The 20,676-nt window shown below is 57.2% G+C and carries 15 protein-coding genes; 12 read left to right on the forward strand and 3 right to left on the reverse strand.

All coding sequences use genetic code 11. From position 1 onward, the window contains the following. Positions 1–17 precede the first annotated feature (17 nt). The 5 genes from DC3_RS08100 (at position 18) to DC3_RS08120 (ending at position 7,963) form a co-directional block, all read left to right on the forward strand. Positions 18–1,757, forward strand: a complete 1,740-nt coding sequence (locus tag DC3_RS08100; protein ID WP_146883848.1) for a hypothetical protein — start codon at positions 18–20, stop codon at positions 1,755–1,757. Continuing rightward, a complete protein-coding gene (locus DC3_RS08105; protein WP_186815912.1) occupies positions 1,754–3,514 on the forward strand; it encodes an ATP-binding protein in 1,761 nt (586 codons plus the stop codon). The genes DC3_RS08100 and DC3_RS08105 overlap by 4 nt, the downstream gene beginning before the upstream one ends. Next, positions 3,511–6,900, forward strand: coding sequence for a phage tail protein (locus DC3_RS08110; RefSeq protein WP_146883851.1), 3,390 nt, complete (start codon positions 3,511–3,513; stop codon positions 6,898–6,900). Before DC3_RS08105 ends, DC3_RS08110 begins: the two co-directional genes overlap by 4 nt. A gap of 164 nt (positions 6,901–7,064) precedes the next feature. Continuing rightward, a complete protein-coding gene (locus DC3_RS08115; RefSeq protein ID WP_222594723.1) occupies positions 7,065–7,493 on the forward strand; it encodes a putative endonuclease domain-containing protein in 429 nt (142 codons plus the stop codon). After that, entirely contained in the window at positions 7,490–7,963 is a 474-nt protein-coding gene (locus DC3_RS08120; RefSeq protein ID WP_146883853.1) for a DinB family protein, read from the forward strand. The genes DC3_RS08115 and DC3_RS08120 overlap by 4 nt, the downstream gene beginning before the upstream one ends. 48 nt (positions 7,964–8,011) lie before the next feature. Here the strand turns inward: DC3_RS08120 and DC3_RS08125 are convergent, their stop codons facing one another. Further along, the gene (locus tag DC3_RS08125) at positions 8,012–8,827 is read right to left on the reverse strand and encodes an AfsR/SARP family transcriptional regulator (protein WP_186815913.1); all 816 of its coding nucleotides are present in this window, start codon (positions 8,825–8,827) and stop codon (positions 8,012–8,014) included. Positions 8,828–9,060: 233 nt separating this feature from the next. Here DC3_RS08125 and DC3_RS08130 point away from each other — a divergent pair, with 233 nt between their 5' ends. Next, positions 9,061–9,897, forward strand: a complete 837-nt coding sequence (locus tag DC3_RS08130) for an MBL fold metallo-hydrolase (protein ID WP_186815914.1) — start codon at positions 9,061–9,063, stop codon at positions 9,895–9,897. 74 nt (positions 9,898–9,971) lie between these two features. Here DC3_RS08130 and DC3_RS08135 read toward each other — a convergent pair whose 3' ends face one another. Both DC3_RS08135 and DC3_RS08140 read right to left on the reverse strand, forming a co-directional pair. Then, entirely contained in the window at positions 9,972–11,789 is a 1,818-nt protein-coding gene (locus tag DC3_RS08135; RefSeq protein WP_246130598.1) for a glycoside hydrolase family 43 protein, read from the reverse strand. A gap of 411 nt (positions 11,790–12,200) precedes the next feature. Then, a complete protein-coding gene (locus tag DC3_RS08140; protein ID WP_146883855.1) occupies positions 12,201–13,163 on the reverse strand; it encodes an ArsR/SmtB family transcription factor in 963 nt (320 codons plus the stop codon). A gap of 239 nt (positions 13,164–13,402) precedes the next feature. Between DC3_RS08140 and DC3_RS08145 the strand changes: the two genes are divergently transcribed. Genes DC3_RS08145 through DC3_RS08170 form a run of 6 tightly spaced genes read left to right on the forward strand, consistent with a single transcriptional unit; the run spans position 13,403 to position 20,675 of the window. Continuing rightward, complete coding sequence (locus tag DC3_RS08145; RefSeq protein ID WP_146883856.1) at positions 13,403–15,256, forward strand: glycoside hydrolase family 2 protein; 1,854 nt, start codon at positions 13,403–13,405, stop codon at positions 15,254–15,256. A 31-nt stretch (positions 15,257–15,287) separates the two neighbouring features. Continuing rightward, positions 15,288–16,589, forward strand: a complete 1,302-nt coding sequence (locus DC3_RS08150) for an ABC transporter substrate-binding protein (protein ID WP_146883857.1) — start codon at positions 15,288–15,290, stop codon at positions 16,587–16,589. Positions 16,590–16,646: 57 nt separating this feature from the next. Continuing rightward, on the forward strand, positions 16,647–17,600 hold the full coding sequence (locus tag DC3_RS08155; protein WP_146883858.1) for a carbohydrate ABC transporter permease: 954 nt from the start codon (positions 16,647–16,649) through the stop codon (positions 17,598–17,600). Continuing rightward, positions 17,597–18,463, forward strand: coding sequence for a carbohydrate ABC transporter permease (locus DC3_RS08160; RefSeq protein WP_146883859.1), 867 nt, complete (start codon positions 17,597–17,599; stop codon positions 18,461–18,463). The genes DC3_RS08155 and DC3_RS08160 overlap by 4 nt, the downstream gene beginning before the upstream one ends. Then, positions 18,460–19,695, forward strand: a complete 1,236-nt coding sequence (locus DC3_RS08165) for a family 1 glycosylhydrolase (RefSeq protein WP_146883860.1) — start codon at positions 18,460–18,462, stop codon at positions 19,693–19,695. The genes DC3_RS08160 and DC3_RS08165 overlap by 4 nt, the downstream gene beginning before the upstream one ends. Further along, positions 19,692–20,675 carry a glycoside hydrolase family 43 protein gene (locus DC3_RS08170; protein ID WP_246130600.1) on the forward strand — a complete coding sequence of 328 codons (984 nt, stop codon included), beginning with the start codon at positions 19,692–19,694 and terminating at the stop codon, positions 20,673–20,675. The genes DC3_RS08165 and DC3_RS08170 overlap by 4 nt, the downstream gene beginning before the upstream one ends. Position 20,676: the final 1 nt, after the last annotated feature.

Consider the following 20,676-nt stretch of genomic DNA (forward strand, 5'->3'; position numbering starts at 1 on the left):
CTGCTCCGAGGAGGTGAGTGACCCTGCAGAACACCATCCACAGACTGACCCTGCACACCCACGCTGCCGATCCCTACCAGGAACGGTACAGTCTGGAACGTCTGCTGCAGGATGCCACACTGTCCCTCCCGGGCTTCCCACGCAGGGGCAGGTTGGTGATCCGCCACCTCGCCATGCCCTATTCCCGGCGGTCCTGCATGTGGCAGGAGCACTTCCAGAAGCGGGTGCTGGACCTCTGGCAACGGGCCGCCCGCCCGCGCACAGGATGGATTCCCCCCGATGCAGAAGCCGTGTTCTTTGAAAACGACGAGGAACACCTGCTCTGTCATGTTCAGGTGCAGGGAACATCGGTCTGGTGGAAGACTGAGAATCAAGTGCTGCTCGTCAGACAGCATCTGGAATGTCTGCCTGCAGTGCTCATTCGCGTGGATGGTCCACAGGGGACCCGCTTCCTGTCTTCATTGCCACAGGCCTTCCTGAGGGAGGTGGTCCAGCATCTCACTCACCATCACCTGCTTCCTGATTTGCCAGATGTGATTCAGCGCCTGGTTCAACAACAAACCAGAACGCACCAGAACAGAGGCAAACTGGATTTCCAGATGCCTCGCAGGGTCAATGCTCAAACCCAGAAAGTGCTCGAACGGGTCAGTGAGCTTGTGCAAGCTCCTCATGCTGTTCGCGCAGATGCAGTGGAGCAGGCTGCAGTGGTCCTGTCACTGCTGGCCACGCCACAGCTGCGAAGTGTTGCACGCCAGTGGGTGGAAAAAGGGTTTTCTGTTGTAGGGCCTCTGGATCAGGAGGAACTTCTGCCCGAGCCCAGTCTCACACAGGAGGCACCCTTTGCATTGGGACATCCAGAAGCCAGATCAGATTCCCCTCCAGAAGTTGAACATCAACAACATGAGATCGAGGGCGGTGTACTCTGGAAAGCCGCATCTGAGCAACAAAATGTGCTGTCTGCAGCTGAAAAACGTCGTGAGTCTCTGCCGGTGGACACCCTGACCCGGACCAGAGTGTTTGTGGATGATCTCCCTGAGCAAGCACCGCTGGATCTGGTTGATGCAAGCCAGGTTGCCCCAACCTGTATTGTGGAATCCAGGCCGTTCTCCCGATGCGCCGGGTTGCTCTTTTTGCTGAATGTTTTCCTGCATCTGGACCTCATCACGGACTTCAGCGACCTGAGCCGAAAACCCAATTCCCCCTGGGCCCTGCTGGGTCGGGTTGGCCTGATGGCCTTCGAGGATTTTCGGGAAGACCCCCTGTGGACCCTGTGCCACACCTTTGAAGACAGGTCTGTGCGCTGGACCCCCAGAATCCATCTGCCACAGGTGATGCCCGTGCACTGGGCGGCCCTTCTGCCAGATGCCCCATGCTGGTTGCAAACTGCTGCTCCTCAACCCTTTGCTGTGCAGCATCCCAGTGGGGTGTGGGTTGCCGTCAGGAATCAGAAAGCCTTCACAGCGACTTTCCCTGATGTGACTTTGAGAGAAGCACCCCTGGGCAGACCTACCAGGCAGGCCGAACGATTCTACACATTTCTTCAGGTTGTGTTGCAACATGCCCTGAACACCCCGGACCCTTTTTCCCTCCTGTGCAGCAATCCGGGACGGCTTGAGGTCACGGACACCCATGTGGATGTGACTTACAGTCTGGAGCAGCACCCTGTGGAGCTTCGCATGCTGGGGCTGGATCGGGATCTGGGGTGGCTGCCCCAGGCTGGATGCAGCATCTCTTTTCATTTCGAGGTGGACCGATGATTGACCTGAAACCCTTCCAGTCGCATTTCTACCAGATGCTTCGTTTCGCACTGCCAGCGATTTCCGAACACCTCGGAGGATTGCAGGAGGTGCCTTTTCTGGAAGCCTATCAGGAAGAGCTTTCCTCGGTGGGATCAACCAGGGTCCCTTATTCCCAGCCCATTGAACGCCTGAAAGACAGCCTGAACCTGACAGAAGAGGAACTGGCCCTGCTCCTGCTGATCGGCAGTGTTGAGGAAGACGTGCGGTTCAGTGCCCTGTTTGAAGGTCTGGGTGGGCACCCTCATCCCACGGTGGGGTTGCTGGAACAGTGGTGGCAGGATTACACCCTGGAACCCCCCAGACACCTGCTGGAGCGCTGGATCAAACTGGGGGTGCTCAGGGCTGTGCACCAGGAGGGCACCCGCCTGCAGCGTTCTGTGTGCGTGCAGCCTGAACTCTGGGAGATTCTGAGGGGAAACAGTGGCCATCTGGAACTTTATATGCCTCCCGCCCAACTTCCAGCACTTGCAGACCTCTTTTTGCCTGAGGGGTTTCAGGTTCCCCCTTTGAAAGACCTGCTGGTGGGAGGCGTGCGTCATTCTGGCCGCAAAACCCTGTTGAAAGCCCTTGCCCGACACCACCAGAAAGGCATCCTCACAACACACCTGACCGAGGGGTTTCATGAAAATGCTGTCCTGGCCCTGGTGCTTGACGCTGTGCCCCTGGTGGTCCTGCCTGCATCCCCAGAGCCCATGGTCCTGCCAGAGTTGCCCCTGGACATTCCTGTTTTTGCCACCTGCTCTGTCCATCAGGTGGTCCACACAAGGGCGTACCGCATGGCCTTGCAAACGCCCGGTCCTGCAGAACGAAAACGCATCTGGAAGACAGCCACTGGAAGGGAGCCTGAGACCCTGCACAGAAGGCTTCCGGTGGGTAACCTGATCCGGCTCGGCAGAGGAGAATCCCTGGCAGTACAGGCCCTCCATCCCAGTGTGAACCGCCTCCCGGCCTGTGGGAGCTACCAGGACCTTGCACTGCCTGAGCATGTGCTGCAGGACCTGAAACTCCTTGAGACCCGCTGCAGGTTCAGGGAACGCCTGGGGCAGCACCTGCCAGAAGTCCTCACGCCCCCCGTGGGTGTGAAAGCCCTGTTCTCAGGACCGAGTGGAACAGGGAAGACCCTGACCGCACGGGTGCTGGCCGGTGTGCTGGACATGCCCCTTTTCCGGGTGGACCTGTCAAAAGTGGTTTCCAAATTCATCGGGGAAACCGAAAAGAACCTGGATGAGGTGTTCGAACAGGCAGAATCCCAGGATGTGATTTTGCTCCTGGATGAGGGGGATGCCCTCTTGACCCAGCGCACCGCAGTGGGAAACGCCAACGACCGTTACGCCAATCTGGAGACCAATTACCTCCTGCAGAGGCTGGAACACTATGAGGGCATCCTGCTCATCACCACCAATGCGTCTGACCGGATTGATGCGGCTTTCCAGCGCAGGATGGACCTGACCATTGATTTTCCTGCCCCCAGGGCAGCAGAGAGGGCACGCATCTGGACGTTGCACCTGCCTGCTGCACACGCCCTGGCAAGAGATGAGATTGAGCATGTGGCCGAAACCTGCGACCTGACCGGAGGCCAGATCCGCAATGTGGTGCTGCAGGCCACGCTCCTGAGCCTGCAGGACGAAAGACCACTGGCCTTCAGGCACCTGCAGGTGGCCCTGCGCCGGGAGTACCGCAAACTGGGCATTCACCCGCCCACAGGTGAACCATGACCGGGAAAGCCCCTGCCCCCAGGAAAAGCACTGGACCCGTGACCCCCGCTGCCCGCAAGGGTGCTGGAGGAACCGTGATGGGGAAAACCAGCGTGCAGATCAAAGGCAAAGCGGCCCAGGACCCCAGGTTCCAGAAGACCGTCAAAAACCTGCAGGACCGTTCCCGGCAACTTGGCAAACACGAGCCAGCCAGCAAAAAACGCAGTGACCTTGAGAATGCGGCCCAGGACCCTGCCAATGCCCGATCCGCAGGTGCGGCGGCGTCCCAGGTGGCAACCATGGACAGTGCCCCCACAGGCACGGTCCAGCCCGGCAGTTTCACCACGCTGCTCAGGCAGGAAATTGACCGCCTGATGCCGCAGACCCTGGAAAATGCCGACCAGTTCATGCAGCATGGGGAGGCATCCCAGATCCAGCAGGCCGCTGGAGGAGCCGTGCAACAGCAGACCGATGATGCCGCAGGCACCTTGCAGGCCACTGCTGCACAGGCTCCCGATCCGGCAGGTCAGCCTGTCAGAACACCGCAGCCCATGGGGACAGAGGCACCCCCTGCCCCACCTGTGGTGGACCCCTCGGGTGCGGTTCCTCCACCGAAAAAGAACTTTGATGCTGGACTCAAACAGAACCTGGACACCTCAAAAGACGAGATCAAAAAAACAGAGCTCCCCGAAAGCTCTTTTCAGAAGGCCAACGATTCCCGCTTTTCAAAGGTGATAGAACAGAACAAGAAATTGCAGTCACAGACAGCCAGGAGCATCCAGGGGTACCCAAAGACCGAAACCCAGATTCAGGGTGCTGCAAAAGCTGCCGTTTCAGGAGACAGCAAAAAAGGAGCCGCTGCTCTGGTCAAAGCCAGGATGCAGGGCTCTGCGGTGGTCCGCGTCAAACAGCAGACTGCCAAAGAGCGCAACGAGGCCCGCAGGAAAGCTGTTGTAGACAACATTGAGCGCATCTACAACAAGACCAAAACGGCAGCCCAGAACCACATTGAAGGCCTGCAGGAAAAAGCCATGCATCTCTTTGAGCAGGGTCTGAACCGGGCCAGTGAGAACCTCAAACGCAATGCAGAGCTCGAAAAGCAGAAATTTCGCAATGAGCGTTATTCGGGCGTGACAGGTGCTGCACGTTGGGTGGCAGACCTCTTCAGGGAATGCCCGGATGGCCTCAAAGAAGGGTTCCGTCGGGCCAGGGCAAAGTTCACCCAGGAAACCGATGTGCTCGTGGGCAAAGTGGGTCATTTTGTGGATTCCCGCATCAAGGCCGCCAAGGCCGAAATTCAGCGTGGGCAGGCCGAAATCCAGACCTATGTGCAAAGCCTCCCTGCGGATCTGCAGTCTGTAGGCCAGAATGCCCAGAAGGACATGGAATCCCGTTTTTCGGAGATGCAGCAGAACATCGACAGTCAGGCCCAGGAACTCGCCCAGAAACTTGCAGAGCGCTACCAGAAGGCCCAGGAAGATGCAGACAACGCCATCAAGAAACTGGAAGAAGAAAACAGCGGGATGCTCAAAGGGCTCATCGATGCCGTGGGTGAGGTCATCAAGATCCTGCGGGAATTCAAAGCCAGACTGCAGGCCGCCCTGCGCAAAGGCGAAGAGACCATCAAACTCATCTTGAACGATCCCATTGGCTTCCTGTCCAATTTGCTTGCAGCCATCAAGGGAGGCCTGAATGCTTTTGTGGGCAACATCTGGACCCACCTGAAAGCTGGATTCATGCAGTGGCTTTTCGGCAGCCTGATGAAAGCAGGCATCCAACCTCCCGTGGACCTCTCGCTGGGCAGCATTTTCAAACTGGTTTTGCAGGTGCTGGGCATCACCTACGACCGCATGCGGGCCAAAGCCGTCAAATTGATTGGAGAACGGAATGTCAAGATTCTGGAAAAACTTTTTGCGTACATTCAGACCCTGATCTCTGGAGGCATTCAGGCCCTGTGGGAGAAGGTTAAAGAAGACCTCTCAAACCTCAAACAGATGGTCATTGATGCCATCCAGAACTGGCTGATCGAAACCGTGATCAAGCAGGCGATCATGAAAGTGGTCAGCATGTTCAACCCAGCTGGAGCCATCGTGCAGGCCGTGATCACCATCTACAACACCGTGATGTTCCTGTGGGAGAAAGCAAACCAGATCCTGTCTTTCGTGGAGGCCGTCATCAACAGCATCCATGCCATTGCCACCGGAGCCATCGGGGGAGCGGTGAGCTGGATCGAACGCAGCCTGGCCAGCATGATTCCTCTGGTGATCGGCTTCCTGGCCCGACTGATCGGGCTGGGGAACGTCTCCAACAAGATCCGCGAGTTCATTCTGAAAGTGCAGGGCAAGGTAGATGCCGCCATCGACAAGGTCATTGCAAAAATCGTTGCCACTGTGAAGAAGCTGTTCGGGAAAGGTCAGGGCTCTGGACCTGAAGCTGCCAGAGAGAGGTTGCAGCAAGGATTGCAGGCAGGCAAAGAAGCGGTTAACCGTTACGCTGGCCGCAAGGTGGGTGTGTTGGTGCTCAGACCCCTCCTGGCAGCAGTCAGGGTCAGGTACCGAATGACGGTGCTTGAGCCCAGACAGCAAAATGGCAAGTGGGCGATTTATGGGAAGGTGAACCCGGATGGGACAGAAAAATCCGAAGCCAAAGCGCCAGAAGCTGCCACCACCGAAGCCCTCAAGGCCACCGCAGCCACAGTCACCAAAATCTCCAAGGCAGCAGAAAACGGCAAAAAAGCTTTTGCTGCTGGTTTGAAACGGGAACTCGATGCCATCAGACGCAATCAGGCCCGGGGGGGCGTGATCATCCCCACCAAGCCTGAAGAAGAACAGGCAGGTCCGGGCCTCGACAATGCCACCCTCTTCAAGGCAGAAGACCCTGCCGCAGATGTGGCCGAGATCGGAGAGGTGAAATCTGGAAGACCCCGCCTGTTCAAATCCCGGGCCAGTGGTCGTGCCATTCCCACAGACCGCCCGGTCATTCATGTGCCGCCCGGAACCACACCCCGCGAGCTGGTCAAAACCAATCCGGCCATCGCCAAGCAGATCATTCAGGATCGGGCGGTTCTGGTTCAGAACAGCAAGGTGGTGCAAAACCAGCTGTCTGCAATCACCGAAAACTTCAAGACAGGCGTGGACAAAATGAACCGTCAGGTGGAAGAAGCCATCAAGAAAGGCACCCTGGACCCCAATGATGCTGCACGCTTCCAGAGCATCCTGCAGGGCAAAGGCGGAACCCTCAAGTTTGTGCTGGACCTTGAGGCCAAGGCCAAAATGAAAACAGAAGACCTCGAAGTGGCCCAGTCCCTGGTGCAGGCGGCTTTTGATGGGCTGGTGGGAGATGCCGCAAACAACAAGACCAAAATAGAACTGGTGATTCGCAATGAGGAGGCCAAAGCCAAAACCTGACCTCACCACACTAGACATCCGGGCAGAATTCATGCTGGGTTGCTGACATCAGGACATCCGCCCGCCTTTTTCCCCCTACACTTCAAATCAGGAGAGGGCACCACCCCCTGAACTTCACAGGGTTTTCCCAAACCGCCAGTGTTTCGGCTAAGCTGAGATCAGGCATGAAGAACAAACTCCTTGAAGTCTACGCGCAAAAACTCTCTCCCGAGAAGCGGATGGTTCTGCTTCGACAGCTTCAGGAACTGAAAGGCACGGGCCTGCCCAAAGCAGGTTCGCACCTCGAAGAGATCTTCGTGCTGCAGATGCGGCTTTACGGCATTCCCACCCCGATTCGGGAGCATGAGTTCCACCCGGAACGCCGCTGGCGCTTTGATTTTGCATGGGTTCACCTGAAGGTGGCAGTCGAGATTGAAGGTGGAGTCAGTTCCCCGAGGGGCAGGCACACCCAGCTGGACGGTTTTGTCAAGGATGCCGAGAAGTACGCCATCGCCACCGAGATGGGTTGGAGGGTGTTTCGTTACCCTGCTGCACTGATCAACAACGAATTTGCCATCAAGCAGATTGCACGGGTTCTAGGAGTGAAACCATGAATGAAGTGCTGAAAGAATTCCAGGAAACGCTGGAGTCGGCCCACCAGAAGCTGTACGCCATGCCTGCCGCACTCACCGATGCCCCCTGGGCGCAGGGCAAATGGACCCGCAAGCAGGTGCTCGGTCACCTGATTGATTCTGCTTCCACCAACCACCAGCGTTTCGTGCGCGGTCAGCTCGCAGACCACGCCGTGATCCCTGGTTACCATCCAGACGCCTGGGTGGAGGTGCAGAAGTACCAGGAGCTCCCCTGGCTCACCATCCTGAACCTCTGGTACGCCTACAACCAGCACCTGCTGGGCATCGCCAGCAAGATCCCTGCAGAGAAATATGGCAATGTGATCCAGATTGCCGGAGAGACCTTCGAGGCCCCCCTGCAGTGGTGGGTGACCGATTATGTGCGCCACCTCAGGCACCACCTGGGACAGATCTTTTCAGGTCTGGACTCGGACGACACCACCTCAGGCTGAAATCAAATCAAACTTCCAGCGCCCGCAAGGGCGTTTTTTCCTGGCTTTTCAGGGCCGGATCAGGCGTTCGATCTGCCTCAGTTGCTGCTGGGTGTCCTCCTGAAGTTTCAACATGTGCTGGTACAGGTCGGTGAGTCTGGAGAGCACATCTCTGGGGGCTTCCCGCTGTCCCCTTGCCTCCTCATACAGACGGAGGGTTTCTGCATCCGGGTCCAGATCCCATTCCTGCAGGGCCGCTTTGCACCGCTGGTACTGCCGGATGGCCCCTGCCCGGTCCGAGCGCATCAGGTGCACCTGGATCAGGGCCTGGTGGGTGGGTTCGTGAGCCGGTTCAAGGTGCAATATTCTGGTGCCGAACATCAGGGCATCTTCTGCCAGCCCAGCCTGGAGGGCGTATCCCAGGGTTTTTTCCAGCAAACTCAGCCAGAGGTGGTGGTGCCTTTCCCGTTCAAACCAGCACCATTCATCTTCCCAGCCAGACAGCAGTTCACCTTGCACATGATTCAGGTGTGTTTTGACTTTCAGGTAGTTTTCTTCATTGATGGGTTGCTGGTACAGCCATTTCATTTCCCACACGTCGATGTCACAAGAAAGGGGGTGCTGAAAAACCAGACGCTCTCCCTGGGACTCCAGCAGGCCTGGGATGACCTTGTTGACCTGATGCAGGGCTTTTCGGAGGTATCCCCGGCGAATTTCGGTTGGGGATTCCCCCCACAGTGCCGCCGCCACCGCTTCCCGTTCAAGCTGGCGGTCTGCGTTGAGGATCACGTAGGCGAGGAGGCACTGGGCTTTGCGGCTTTCGGGGGTGCAGGAATTCGGAACAATGGTGTAAGACCCCATCAGTTTGACCTGAATGTCTGGCATGATCATGTCCTTTGAAAAAAAAGTGGCGGGGCAGGAAGCTGTGTGTTTTCAGTCTATGCACAATTGGCCCCTCAGGTTGTGATGACCGGAAGCTGGGGGGTAGGGGAATTCACGGAGAGAGACCGTGTGAAATCCTCCATTGTCTTCTGCGTGGTTTTCCAGTTGCTGCACCCGATCAAAACCCACTGTGACCAGCAATGGACTGTGCAGATTGGTGTGTTATGGTGTGGCACATGTGGCTCAAAACAAGAAAGATCGGCACGGTCCAGGTGACCTCCCTGACCGATGGACAATTCAGACTGGATGGTGGGGCCATGTTTGGCACGGTCCCCAAAGTGCTCTGGAACAAGCTGACCCCTGCAGATGAACTCAATCGCATTGCCCTGCGCATCAACCCACTGCTTGTTCAGATGCATGGGAAAAACATCCTCATTGAAACCGGCATGTGGGAAGGAGACGCCAAATTCCAGAGCATGTTTGACCTTCGGCGCGATAGCACCGTGTTTGATGGTCTGAAAGCCGTGGGTCTGGACCGCACCGACATTGATCTGGTCATCAACACCCACCTGCATTTCGATCATGCCGGGCGCAATGTTCTGGAGGGTGTTCCTGCCTTCCCCCATGCAAGGTACGTGGTGCAGAAACAGGAACTTGAAGATGCCCACCACCGACATGAGCGCAACCGAGCCTCTTACTACACCGAGCAGTATGTGGAACCCATTGAGCAGGCAGGCCTTTTTGATGTGGTTGATGGTGACACAGAACTGATGTCCGGTTTGCGTGTGGTCCAGATTCCTGGTCACAATCTGGGCCAGCAGGCGGTGATTCTGGAATCGGAAGGGGAGATGCTGGTGTACACAGCAGACCTGCTCCCCACGCTGGTTCATGCTCCCTACCCTTACGTGATGGGTTATGACCTGTATCCCGTGACCACGCTGGAAACCCGCAAAAAATTCTTCCCCGAGTGGTTTGAAAAGAAAGCCATCCTGGCCCCACCCCATGATCCAGACCATGCCTTTGGTCGTCTGACCCGGAATCCAAAAGGTGGATTTCTGGCTGAGCCCACTTGAGGTCGAAGGGATCAAAAGGATGCAGGGGTGGGCCGCTGGCTCACCCCTGCACCTGTTGGATTTTGACCGGGGTTTTATTTCAACTGGTACGTCCGCACGTAATCGAAGTTTGCGATCCAGTGCTGGTTGCCATCGGTGGTGCCCATCGCAACCAGACCGATGCGGGCGTTTCCTCCGAGGGTGTGTTCCCAGGTGCCACCACGGGTCCAGTTCACACCATCCAGGCTGGTGAATCCGGTGTACAGGTCATGCCCACCCTCCGTGTGTTTCACAATGCGCAGGTAGGTGTACTGGTCTGCTCTGCTGGGAGGTCCCATCACCAGGTTTCCATATCTGGGGAAGTTGGCTGGAACGTTGCCCACTTCTTTTGCAAATTCAATCTGGCGGGTTTCCCAGTTGGAAAAGTGCACCAGTTTCACGAAGTTGTTGTCGTCGCTGAAGACCACCAGGCCAGCCTGGGTGTAATTGAAGCAGCATCCATCAGCAGGGAAGTTGATTTTGACTTTTGTTTCCACCACGTAGTTGCCCGTGGGTGCTGCTTTGCTCAGGATGGCGGCATTGTTGCTGTCCGTGTGGAGGTCCGCATGCTGGACATTCATGCGCAGCGTGCCATTTTCAATGCCAAACTCTGCAGCTGCAGGTTCACGGGTCCAGCTCCAGCCTGCAAGGTTTCCAGCAAATTCATCTGTTGCGGCAGCAATGGCAGCACCGCTGTCCAGGGGCTTCACCCACTCTGGCTGGTAGTGGTTTTTCTGGCCTTTCTGGGCTGCCGGAGCAGGCATTTTCTCGTCAGAGGGGCCATTGCCTCCACGCACCACGGGCCAGCCATTTGCCCAGTCCACAGGGTCCATCAGGACTGGTCTGCGGGTGAAATTGTCGGTGTTCAGGAAAGGTGTTTCCTGATCCACCCCGTGGTACACCGTCCAGTCCTGCCCACTGGCATCGGTGAAGATGGCGTTGTGCCCGACCCCCACCCAGCGGTTGCCGTTCTGGGCCAGGAAGGGGGTTCCTCCCACGTTCGTTGCGTTCAGGTCAACCCCGCTCTGGTCCACAAAAGGTCCGGTGGGGCTCTTGGAGCGTCCCACGAACAGGCTGTACCCGGTCAAAGGTCCATTGCAGCAGGCAGATGCAGAAGCAATCAGGTAGTAGTACTCGCCCTTTTTGACCACCTGTGCCCCTTCATAGCGGTTGGCAATGGCAATTTCCTTCTGGCTGGTTTTGTCTGAAGTCAGGCCATCCGCAGAGAGCTTGCGCACAGAAAGTCCACCGAAGTAGCTGCCGTAGTAGATCCACAGCTGTCCTGCATCATCCCGGATCACATCTGGATCAAAGGTCCAGCGCTTGTCGTTCTCGCAGCAGTTGGGTGGACGGTCTGGTTCCACCACGGGTTTTCCGCTGTCCACCCAGGGGCCAAGTGGGTTGTCACTGGTGGCCACCCCGATGGCACTTCCGCCTGCCACGGTGTCACTTGCTGTGTAGTACAGCATGTACTTGCCGTTGATGTACTCGATGTCAGGGGCCCACAGTCCTGCGTCGCTTTTTACCCAGTCGGGTTTGGCCTGGAAGGCGTCTCCCTTGTAAGTCCAGTTGACCAGATCGTCAGACACCAGAATGGGAATCTGGTGGAAATTGAATCCCCCCTGGTCATTGCGGTCGGTGCTGTTGAGGGGATCGGTGGTGCAGAAGATGTACCACTTGCTGTCTCCCGCTTTCTGGCCCTGAATGATGGCAGGGTCAGCGCAGGTGTCGACGGTCTTGCCATTGCCAATCTCGACTTTGAGCGGATTCTGGTAGGTCAGAGAGGGCTCAACTCTGGGCGGATTGCAGGCGCTCAGGACCGTCAGGCACATGACGGCCAGAACACCCAGCGGTTTGAACTGGGGGTTGGACATAATTGACTCCTGTGATGAAAAGACCTGCCCACCGAAGACCCGGGGACGATGGGCTTCAGCAGGGGGATCTGTGGGCAGGGTGAGAAGGGCTGCAGTGGCAACAGAAAAGGAGCCAGATGGGGCATCTGGTTGGAATGGGCGTGTCTTCCTGCAGTTGATGCCTTTATAGCAAAAATATTTGTTATATGTCAAATGAGCGAGGGTGGGGCGTTTGAGGGCTCTGTCCCGTCACTGATGGGCTGCAATCAGTCCAGAACGATGGAAAGACCACCAGCCTCTGGCATGGTGGCCCCAACAAACCCACCAAATTGCATCTATCACAGCACGAGAGTGGTGTGAATTCTCACCAGAATTTTCAAAAAAAGAAACGAGAGGACGGCGAATCCTCCCGTTTCACAAAAAAACTTGTGGTTATCGAACCTTCACCCTTGGGCGGTCCTGGGGAAAGCGGTAGGCCATGCGCATCACCAGATCCTGCTCGTAATTCCCGAATTTTCTTCCGAACAGGTTGACCCCGCCTTTGTGCCGGGCATCGTCTTTCACGCCAATTTTGACCTTGATGTGGTTCCGTGAGCCCAGGTTCAGGTCTTCAAGGGTCACACCAGAGAGTTTCTCACCATCAATGAAACTCCCCTCGTCGGTGACCTGCCAGTGTTTGAGCAGGCCATACATGGTCTGGTCTTCCAGCCACCAGGCGGGGGTCAGCCTGCCCCGGGTACCCCCAAAGTCTCCCGGGCAGGTCCAGGTGCCGACCTCGATGTCATTGAGCCACAAGGTGATGTCAGAAGGCCAGTCTGGATCATACTGGGGCGCTTCGGAGCAGATTTCCATGGAGAGCACCAGGGACTGGGCCACCGATCCATAAGGCAGGTTGTTTGGGAAAGCATACTCCACGAAACCCTGACCAAACCACAGAATCTGGGCATACACATGATCGGGCTCGAAAAAACTTCTGGGATCATCGAACATCCCGATGATCTTGCTTTCGCTGGCAAGACCACAGGTCGGTTTGATGTCAAAGTTACGGTAATTTCCGATGGGCATTGAGACAGTAACAGTATCGGTTTCGGCTTCAACGTTCGCCCCGGGCAGTTTCAGGATGATCTCGTCGTATTTTTTGGCGCAGAGCTTCTGGGAACCTCTGGAACCCGGTTCGTACTGCACGCTGATCAGTCCGGCTTCCTGCAACTGGTTCAGGTTGAAGTTCACCGTGGAATGGGGGAGCCCCATGGTTTCAGCAAGTTCACTGATGTTCATGGGGTTGTGGGAGAGCAAGCTGAGGATCAGCAGGCGGGTGTCTGAAGCCAGGGCTTTGAGGACGTGCAGAGAGGAGTCTCCATCGATGTACAGGACGCGGTTTCCAGAAATGCCCATAAATGCTCCTTTGCCGGAGGGGATAGATCTGATTCTAACAACTTCAATTCTGATTTTGCAACATTGCGAAAATACTTGTTGATGGGCCATCTGCACAGGCGAAATATTCGTTGTGTGACCGAGCAAAGTTCTAAAGATCGGCAGATCGCAAAAGATATTGACAAGAAATAAAAAAAGTTGTTAGTATTGAGGGGCAAAAGAAAACCTTCCTTCACGCTTCCCGATCAGCAGGTGTAACCATGTCTCTAGATGCACTACACCCCAGACCGCAGCTTCAACGCGGCTCCTGGGTGTCATTGGACGGATGGTGGCAGTTCAGCGCGGACCCCGGGCTGGAGCATTGTCATCCCAAAACAGTCGAATTTTCTCAAAACATTCTGGTGCCCTACGCCCCTGAGTCTCCACGCAGTGGCATCCAGGACGAAACCCCCCACCACAGCGTCTGGTACAGGACACACCTGACCCTGGACAGCACCCTCATCCCCGGACCTGCAGAACGCCTGATTCTGCATTTCGGAGCCGTGGACCATGAGGCCCGCATCTGGATCAATGGCGAGTTTGTCGGAGAGCACATCGGTGGCTACACCCCATTCTCACTGGACATCACCGAGCACGCCTCAGCCGAGATGCTGGACATTGCTGTGCAGGCCAAAGACCACCCGCAGGACATGTCCCTTCCCAGGGGCAAACAGGACTGGCTCAGAGAATCCCACTCCATCTGGTACCCCAGAACCACCGGGATCTGGAGAACCGTCTGGCTCGAAAAAGCACCTGCCCAGCGCATCGAAAAGATCCACTGGACCCCCAGCGTTGAACGCTTCCAGATCACATACCGGGTGGTGCTCAGCAAACCAGGAGCCGCAAGACTCCGTGTCCGGCTTTACCTGCGTGGCGAACTGATTGCAGAAGACACCAGTCTGGTGAAATCCACCGACCTGAAGCGCACCATCTGCCTCTCTGATCCTGGCATCGACGATGTCCGCGACGATTACATGTGGAGCCCCGAGCACCCCCAGCTGATCGATGCGGAGCTTGCCCTGCTCGACGAAAACGGCAACGTTCTGGACGAAGTCACCTCTTACACCGCCCTGCGCAGCGTGGAAGCCAGGGACAACCTGTTCTACCTCAATGGCCGTCCTTATTACCTGCGTCTGGTGCTTGATCAGGGCTACTGGACCCAGGGGCACGCCACCGCCAGCCCTGAAGAACTGCGCCGGGATGTGGAGCTCACCAAACAACTCGGCTTCAATGGGGTGCGCAAGCACCAGAAGATCGAAGATCCCCGTTTCCTGTACCACGCAGACAGAATGGGCCTGCTGGTCTGGACCGAGATGCCCAGCCCCTACGCCTTCACGCCCGAAGCCATTGACCGGGTCACCCGTGAATGGCTCAGGGTCATCGACAGAGATTATTCTCATCCCTGTGTGGTAGCCTGGGTCACCTTCAATGAATCCTGGGGCGTGCCCGACCTGCCCCTCATCGACGAACAACGCCAGTTCGTGAAGGCCCTCTATCACCTGACCCACGCCTTTGACCCCACCCGACCCGTGATCGGCAACGATGGCTGGGAGCATGTCGTCACCGACATCTTCTCGATCCACGATTACGAGGCCAGAACCGAGGTCATTGAGCGAAACTACGCAGACCCCCAGATCCTGCAGACCTTCATGCCTGGACGCAGGAAGCTGCTGGTGGGAGACGCAAAAGTCACCGATCAGCCTTACATGCTCACGGAGTTTGGCGGCATCGCCTACACCGAGACCCCCCAGAAAGGCTGGGGTTACAGCACCGCCCAGAGCAGCGAAGACTTCATTGAGCGCTACGAGAAACTGCTGGCCGCCGTGCATGACAGCCCGGTGCTCTCCGGGTTCTGCTACACCCAGCTCACAGACACCTTCCAGGAAATCAACGGTGTGCTGGACATGGACCGTCGTCCCAAGGCCCCCATCGAGCGTTTTGCGAAGGCCAACAAAGGCAACAAGATGGTCCACGCGGACCCCAACCCCCTGCAATATTCCCCCAGATGGCTGAAAAAACAGCCCCAGACCGAATCCGCAACTTCCCAGGCCCGTTCCGATTCCCCTCTCGTCTGAGAGTGTGGAGAAGAAAACAAGGAGGAGAAAGATGAAACTCAAACCCCTAACCCTGATTCTGGCTGCCGCCGCCGTATCCACCGCCCATGCTGAGTACACTGGCCCCAAAGTGGAAATCACCTACCTGCACGGCTTCACCGGCCCGGACCGCCCCATCATGGAGCAACTGGTCAAGAAGTTCAACGACAGCCACCCCAACATTGAAGTGAAAGCCCAGGCCCAGCCCTGGGGCACCACCTGGCAACAGCTTGCTCCGCTGGTTGCTTCTGGCCGTGCTGCCGACGTGGTGGTCATCAACGAAGACCAGGTCACCGGATTCGTTGCCCGTGGTGCCGTGACCCCCCTGACTGCAGCCGACCTCAAAGCAGGTGGCATCAGCAAGGCCAACTTCTACGGCCCCCTGTGGAAAACCGCCGATTACAAAGGCCGCAGCTACGGTGTGCCCATCCACTCTGTCGCTCTCGCCATGTACTACAACAAGGACCTGATGAAGAAGTACGGCATCACCAAGGTCCCCACCAACCGCGCCGAGTTCCTCGCTGCTGCCAAGGCCTGCACCGTGGACAAGAACGGCAAGAACCCCGGTGAAGCTGGATTCGACGCCAAAAACCTCAACACCTGGGGTGCGGGTGTGGTCAACGGCTGGATGGGCGGCACCATCGCCTACTCCGTGCTGCGCCAGAACGGTGTGAACCTCGTGGACAAGAACCTCAACGCTGCCTTCAACACCGCAGCAGGTCAGGAAGCCATCCAGTTTCTGGTGGACCAGGTCGGCAAGTACCAGACCTCTCCTGCCAACGCCACCGAGCAGAGTGAAATCAACGCCTTCCGCCAGGGCAAAGCCTGCTTCAACTTCAACGGTGTGTGGATGCTCGAACAGTACAAAGGTCAGGCAGGCCTGAACTTCGGCATCGCCCCTTTCCCCCAGCTTGGCACCAAGATGAAAGCCGCATGGGGCGGATCAAGCCACCTGACCCTGCCCAAACAGCGCGCTGGCTACGACAAGAACAAGCGTCTGGCTGCCCTGGAATTCATCGGGTGGATGACCAAGCCTGAGCAGAACCTGTTCTGGACCCAGGCCGGTGGCCTCCCCACCCAGGCCAAAGTCGCAGCCGACAAGTCCTACGACAACAACCCCATCAGTGGACTCTTTGAAGGCCTCCCCAACGTGTACGCCACCTCTGGCTACCCCTGGGTTGGTCAGGTGCGCGGCGCATGGGACGCTGCTGTTGAAGCGGCCATCCTCGGCAAGAAGACCGTGAAAGACGCTCTGGAAGACGGCCAGGCCGAAGCCAACAAGCAGATTGAACAGGCACGCAAGTCCCTGCAGTAATCTCCTCCCTGGCCTGACCGCACCCCGGTCAGGCCACCTCTGTTTCAGGGAGCTCCCATGAGTGAAATCACAAGCAACACCTCTGTTCCAAGAAAGCGCAGCAGAAAGCTTTCCTACAACACCACCCACCCACTGCTCCCCTGGTTGTACCTGCTGCCCCATGCCATTTTTTTCCTCGGGTTCATTGTTTTCCCGGTCTTTTACGGGATCTACATCAGCGTGCACCGCTGGGACCCCCTGTCAGAAAGCCAGCCCTTCGTGGGCATGGAATTTTATGCCAACCTCTTCAAGGCAGGCACCCCACAAAGTGAGTTCTTCTGGAAGACCTTTATCAACACCACCATTTTCACCGTGGTCAGTGTTCCCCTGCTGGTCGGCACCTCCATCGGACTGGCCGCCCTGCTGTTCAAACCCATTTTCGGTCGGGCTTTTTTCCGCTCCATCTTTTTCATGCCTGGCATCCTCGCAGTTTCCGTGATGGGCATTCTGTGGCGGTGGCTCTTTGAGAACCAGAGCGGTCTGGTGAACATCATCCTCACCGAGTACCTGAAACTGCCCGGCATCCCTTTCCTCACCACCGAAGGCTGGGCCTGGGTGCCCATCGTGCTCGGGACGGTCTGGTGGACCATCGGTTTCAACATGACCCTGTACCTTGCTGCCATGAACAACATCCCCAAGGCCATCTACGAGGCAGCAGAGATTGACGGGGCCACCGGATTCCAGCAGTTCAGGTACATCACCTGGCCCAACCTGTCCTCCACAACGCTGTTCGTGGTGGTGACCACCGTGCTCGCTTCCTTCCAGCTTTTCGGTCAACCCCAGCTCATCACCTCCGGTGGACCCACCCGTTCCACCCAGTCGGTGATCATGTACATCACCGAAGAGGCCTTCTCCAACAACCAGTTCTCCAGTGCAGCGGCCATGAGTTTCGTGTTTGGCCTGATCATGCTGATCTTCACGGCCTTCCAGTTCTGGCTGCAGACCCGTGACCTGAGAGGGAGCAAGAAATGACCACCCAGCCCCGCATTCCCCAGCCTCAGACGGAACGCAGGCGTCGGGTCCCGAGAGACATCCCCCGCTTTGTGGTCCTGAGCCTGCTCGCCCTGCTCTTCCTCGCGCCGATCTACTGGATGCTGTCAACGAGCTTCAAACCCGAGTCGGACACCATCAGCTTGCCCATCCAGTGGTGGCCCAAAAACTTCACCCTTGAGAACTACCGGGAGATCCTGACCTCTCCAGACGGCAACATTGGCCGCTGGACCCTCAACTCGGTGTTCACCAGTGTGGCCTACACCCTGTCTCACCTGCTGCTGTGCGTGCTGGCCGCCTACCCACTGGCCCGCATGAAGTTCCCCGGGCGGGATGCCTGGTTCTGGTTCGTGATTTCCTCCATGATGGTTCCTGGCATCGTGACCCTGATCCCCAGTTACATCATGATGATTCAGCTGAACTGGATTGACACCTACCACGCCCTGATCTGGCCCGGTGTTTCTGGTGCTTTCGGCGTGTTCTTGCTCAGACAGTTCTTCATGAGCATTCCTGGAGAGCTTGAAGAGGCTGCAGTGCTGGACGGAGCCAACAGCTGGGTGATCCTCTGGAAGGTGATTGTACCCCTGTCTGTTCCCGTGCTTGTGACCCTCGGGGTGTTCTCCTTCATGGGAAGCTGGAACAACTACGTGTGGCCCCTCTTCGTGGTGCACGGCGACATGCAGACCCTGCCTGTCGGAATCACCTCCTTCTCCAGTCGTTACACCACTGATTACGGCAAACTGATGGCCGGGACCGCCATTGCCTCCATCCCCGTGCTGGTGGCCTACCTGATCGGGCAGCGTTACCTCGAGCAGGGCCTCTCTGCCGGAGGCAGCAAAGAATGAACACCTTCTGGTGGGGGGTCGGCATCGAAAACACCAGCATGCCCGACATGGGCGTGAACGAACTTCTCATGACCGACCACCAGAAGCACTGGCGTGAAGACCTGAGAAAGGCAAAAGACCTCGGGGTGCAGTTCATCCGCTACGGCTTGCCCTGGGACATGCAGCACCCTGAAAAAGACCGTTTCGACTGGAGCTGGACGGATCAGGTGGTGGACCTCTTGCAGGACCTCAACCTGAAAGTGGTCTGGGACCTGATCCACTTCGGAACCCCCTCCTGGCTGGAGGGTGGTTTCCTGAACCCTGAGTATCCTGCCGAGATCGCCCGGTATGCGAGGGCTTTTGCGGAACGGTACCCCAGGATCACCCTCTTTACCCCTTTCAATGAACCATACATCTGTGCGTTCTTCAGAGGGGGGAATGGGACCTGGCCTCCTTATGGGACCACCGCAGAGACTTTTGTGCAGCATCTGGTGCCCATCATTGAAGGGATTCGCCAGACGAACCAGGCCATTTCCAGTGTGAACCCAGAAGTGCAATTCTGGCTGAACGACGGTGCAGACGGTTTCCGGGCACTGGACACTGAAATCCAGCCTCTGGCAGATGAACTGACCCGGTACCGTTTCATCGCGCTGGATGTGCTGCTCGGAAAAGCCACCCCGGAAAGCTGGACGGCTCAATTCCTTTTGAAATGCGGTGTTTCTCAGACGTGGCTGGACACCTTCATCCAGAACCCAGTCCAGATCGATGTGATCGGCCTGGACTACTATCCTGGCTCGGAGCATGTGATCTTCACCCCCAGAGGTCCGAAACCCGCCAGTGACTGGGGCAGGCGTACCGATTACCGTCTGGATGCAGACCCTGAGCCTCCAGGTCTTGGGGAGACCCTCAGGCTGTATTTTGAGCGTTACCAGAAACCCGTCTATGTGGCCGAAACCAGCTCAGACCGTGACCAGCAGGCATGGCTGAATTACAGTGTGTCCGAGGTGGCCCGTGTCATGGCAGAAGGTGTAAACGTCGTTGCCTACACGTGGTGGCCGTTTTTTGACCACATCGACTGGAACACCGGACTGACCCGGCTCACCGGATTTGTGTGCCCTTCCGGGCTGTACCACCTGAACGACATGCAGCGCGAACCTGGCCCTGCAAGAGACCTCTTCAAGACCCTCATTCAGCACCCCCCGAGAGACGCGGGCCAGCGCCATTTTGCCTTCCATCCAGGAGAGACCCCATGAAAAGAATGCTGATGACCGCCATGGCCCTGCTCACCCTCTCGGCCTGTGCACAGGCGGAGAACCGAGTGAAATACCAGAACCCTGTCCTCAACATCAACTTCCCCGACCCCTTTGTGCTGAAAACCGATGAAGGCTACTACGCCTACGCCACCAATGGCAACGGCAAGGACATCCAGATGGCTTTCAGCAAGGACCTCGTAAACTGGGACGTCAAAGGCGACGCACTCGGTGGCCTGCCCTTCTGGGCACAGGGAGGCCTGACCTGGGCCCCTGAAGTCATCCAGAACGGCGAAAAATACCTGATGTACTACACCCTCAGGGACACTGCCAGCAATTACCAGTGCATCAGTGTTGCTGTCTCGGATTCCCCGGCGGGACCTTTCAAAGACGACTCTCAGAAGCCCCTGATCTGTCAGGCGGATGAAGGGGGCAGCATCGACGCAAGCCCCTTCAGAGACAAAGATGGTCAGCTGTACCTGTACTGGAAGAACGACGGCAACGCCATCGGGCTCCTGACCTACATTTACGGTCAGAAACTCTCTGCAGATGGCCTTTCCCTGCTCGAAGAGCCAGTGCAACTCCTCTACAACCGTGAGCTCTGGGAGGGGAACCTCATTGAAGCCCCCACCATGTACGAGAAAGACGGCTATTACTACCTGCTGTTCTCTGCCAGTGACTTCGCCAGTGACCTGTACGCCGTAGGGTATGCCGTGGGCAAAAGCCCTCTGGGTGAATTCAAGAAGTTTGAAGACAACCCCATCGTGTACACCGTGGGAGACGTTGCCGGCCCCGGACACCAGACCATCACTTTCGATGACGCCGGAAACCCCTGGCTGGTCTATCACGCCTGGACTGCCGGGGCCATCGGGGATGATGTGGGCAAGCGCACCATGCGCATTGACCCCATCGAATTCAAAGACGGCAAGGTGATTTTCAAGGAGCCCACCCTCACCGAGCAGGAAGGGCCAGTCATCAAATGAG

The organism is Deinococcus cellulosilyticus NBRC 106333 = KACC 11606 (genome assembly GCF_007990775.1).
In the GTDB taxonomy this organism is placed as follows: Bacteria; Deinococcota; Deinococci; order Deinococcales; family Deinococcaceae; genus Deinococcus_C; species Deinococcus_C cellulosilyticus.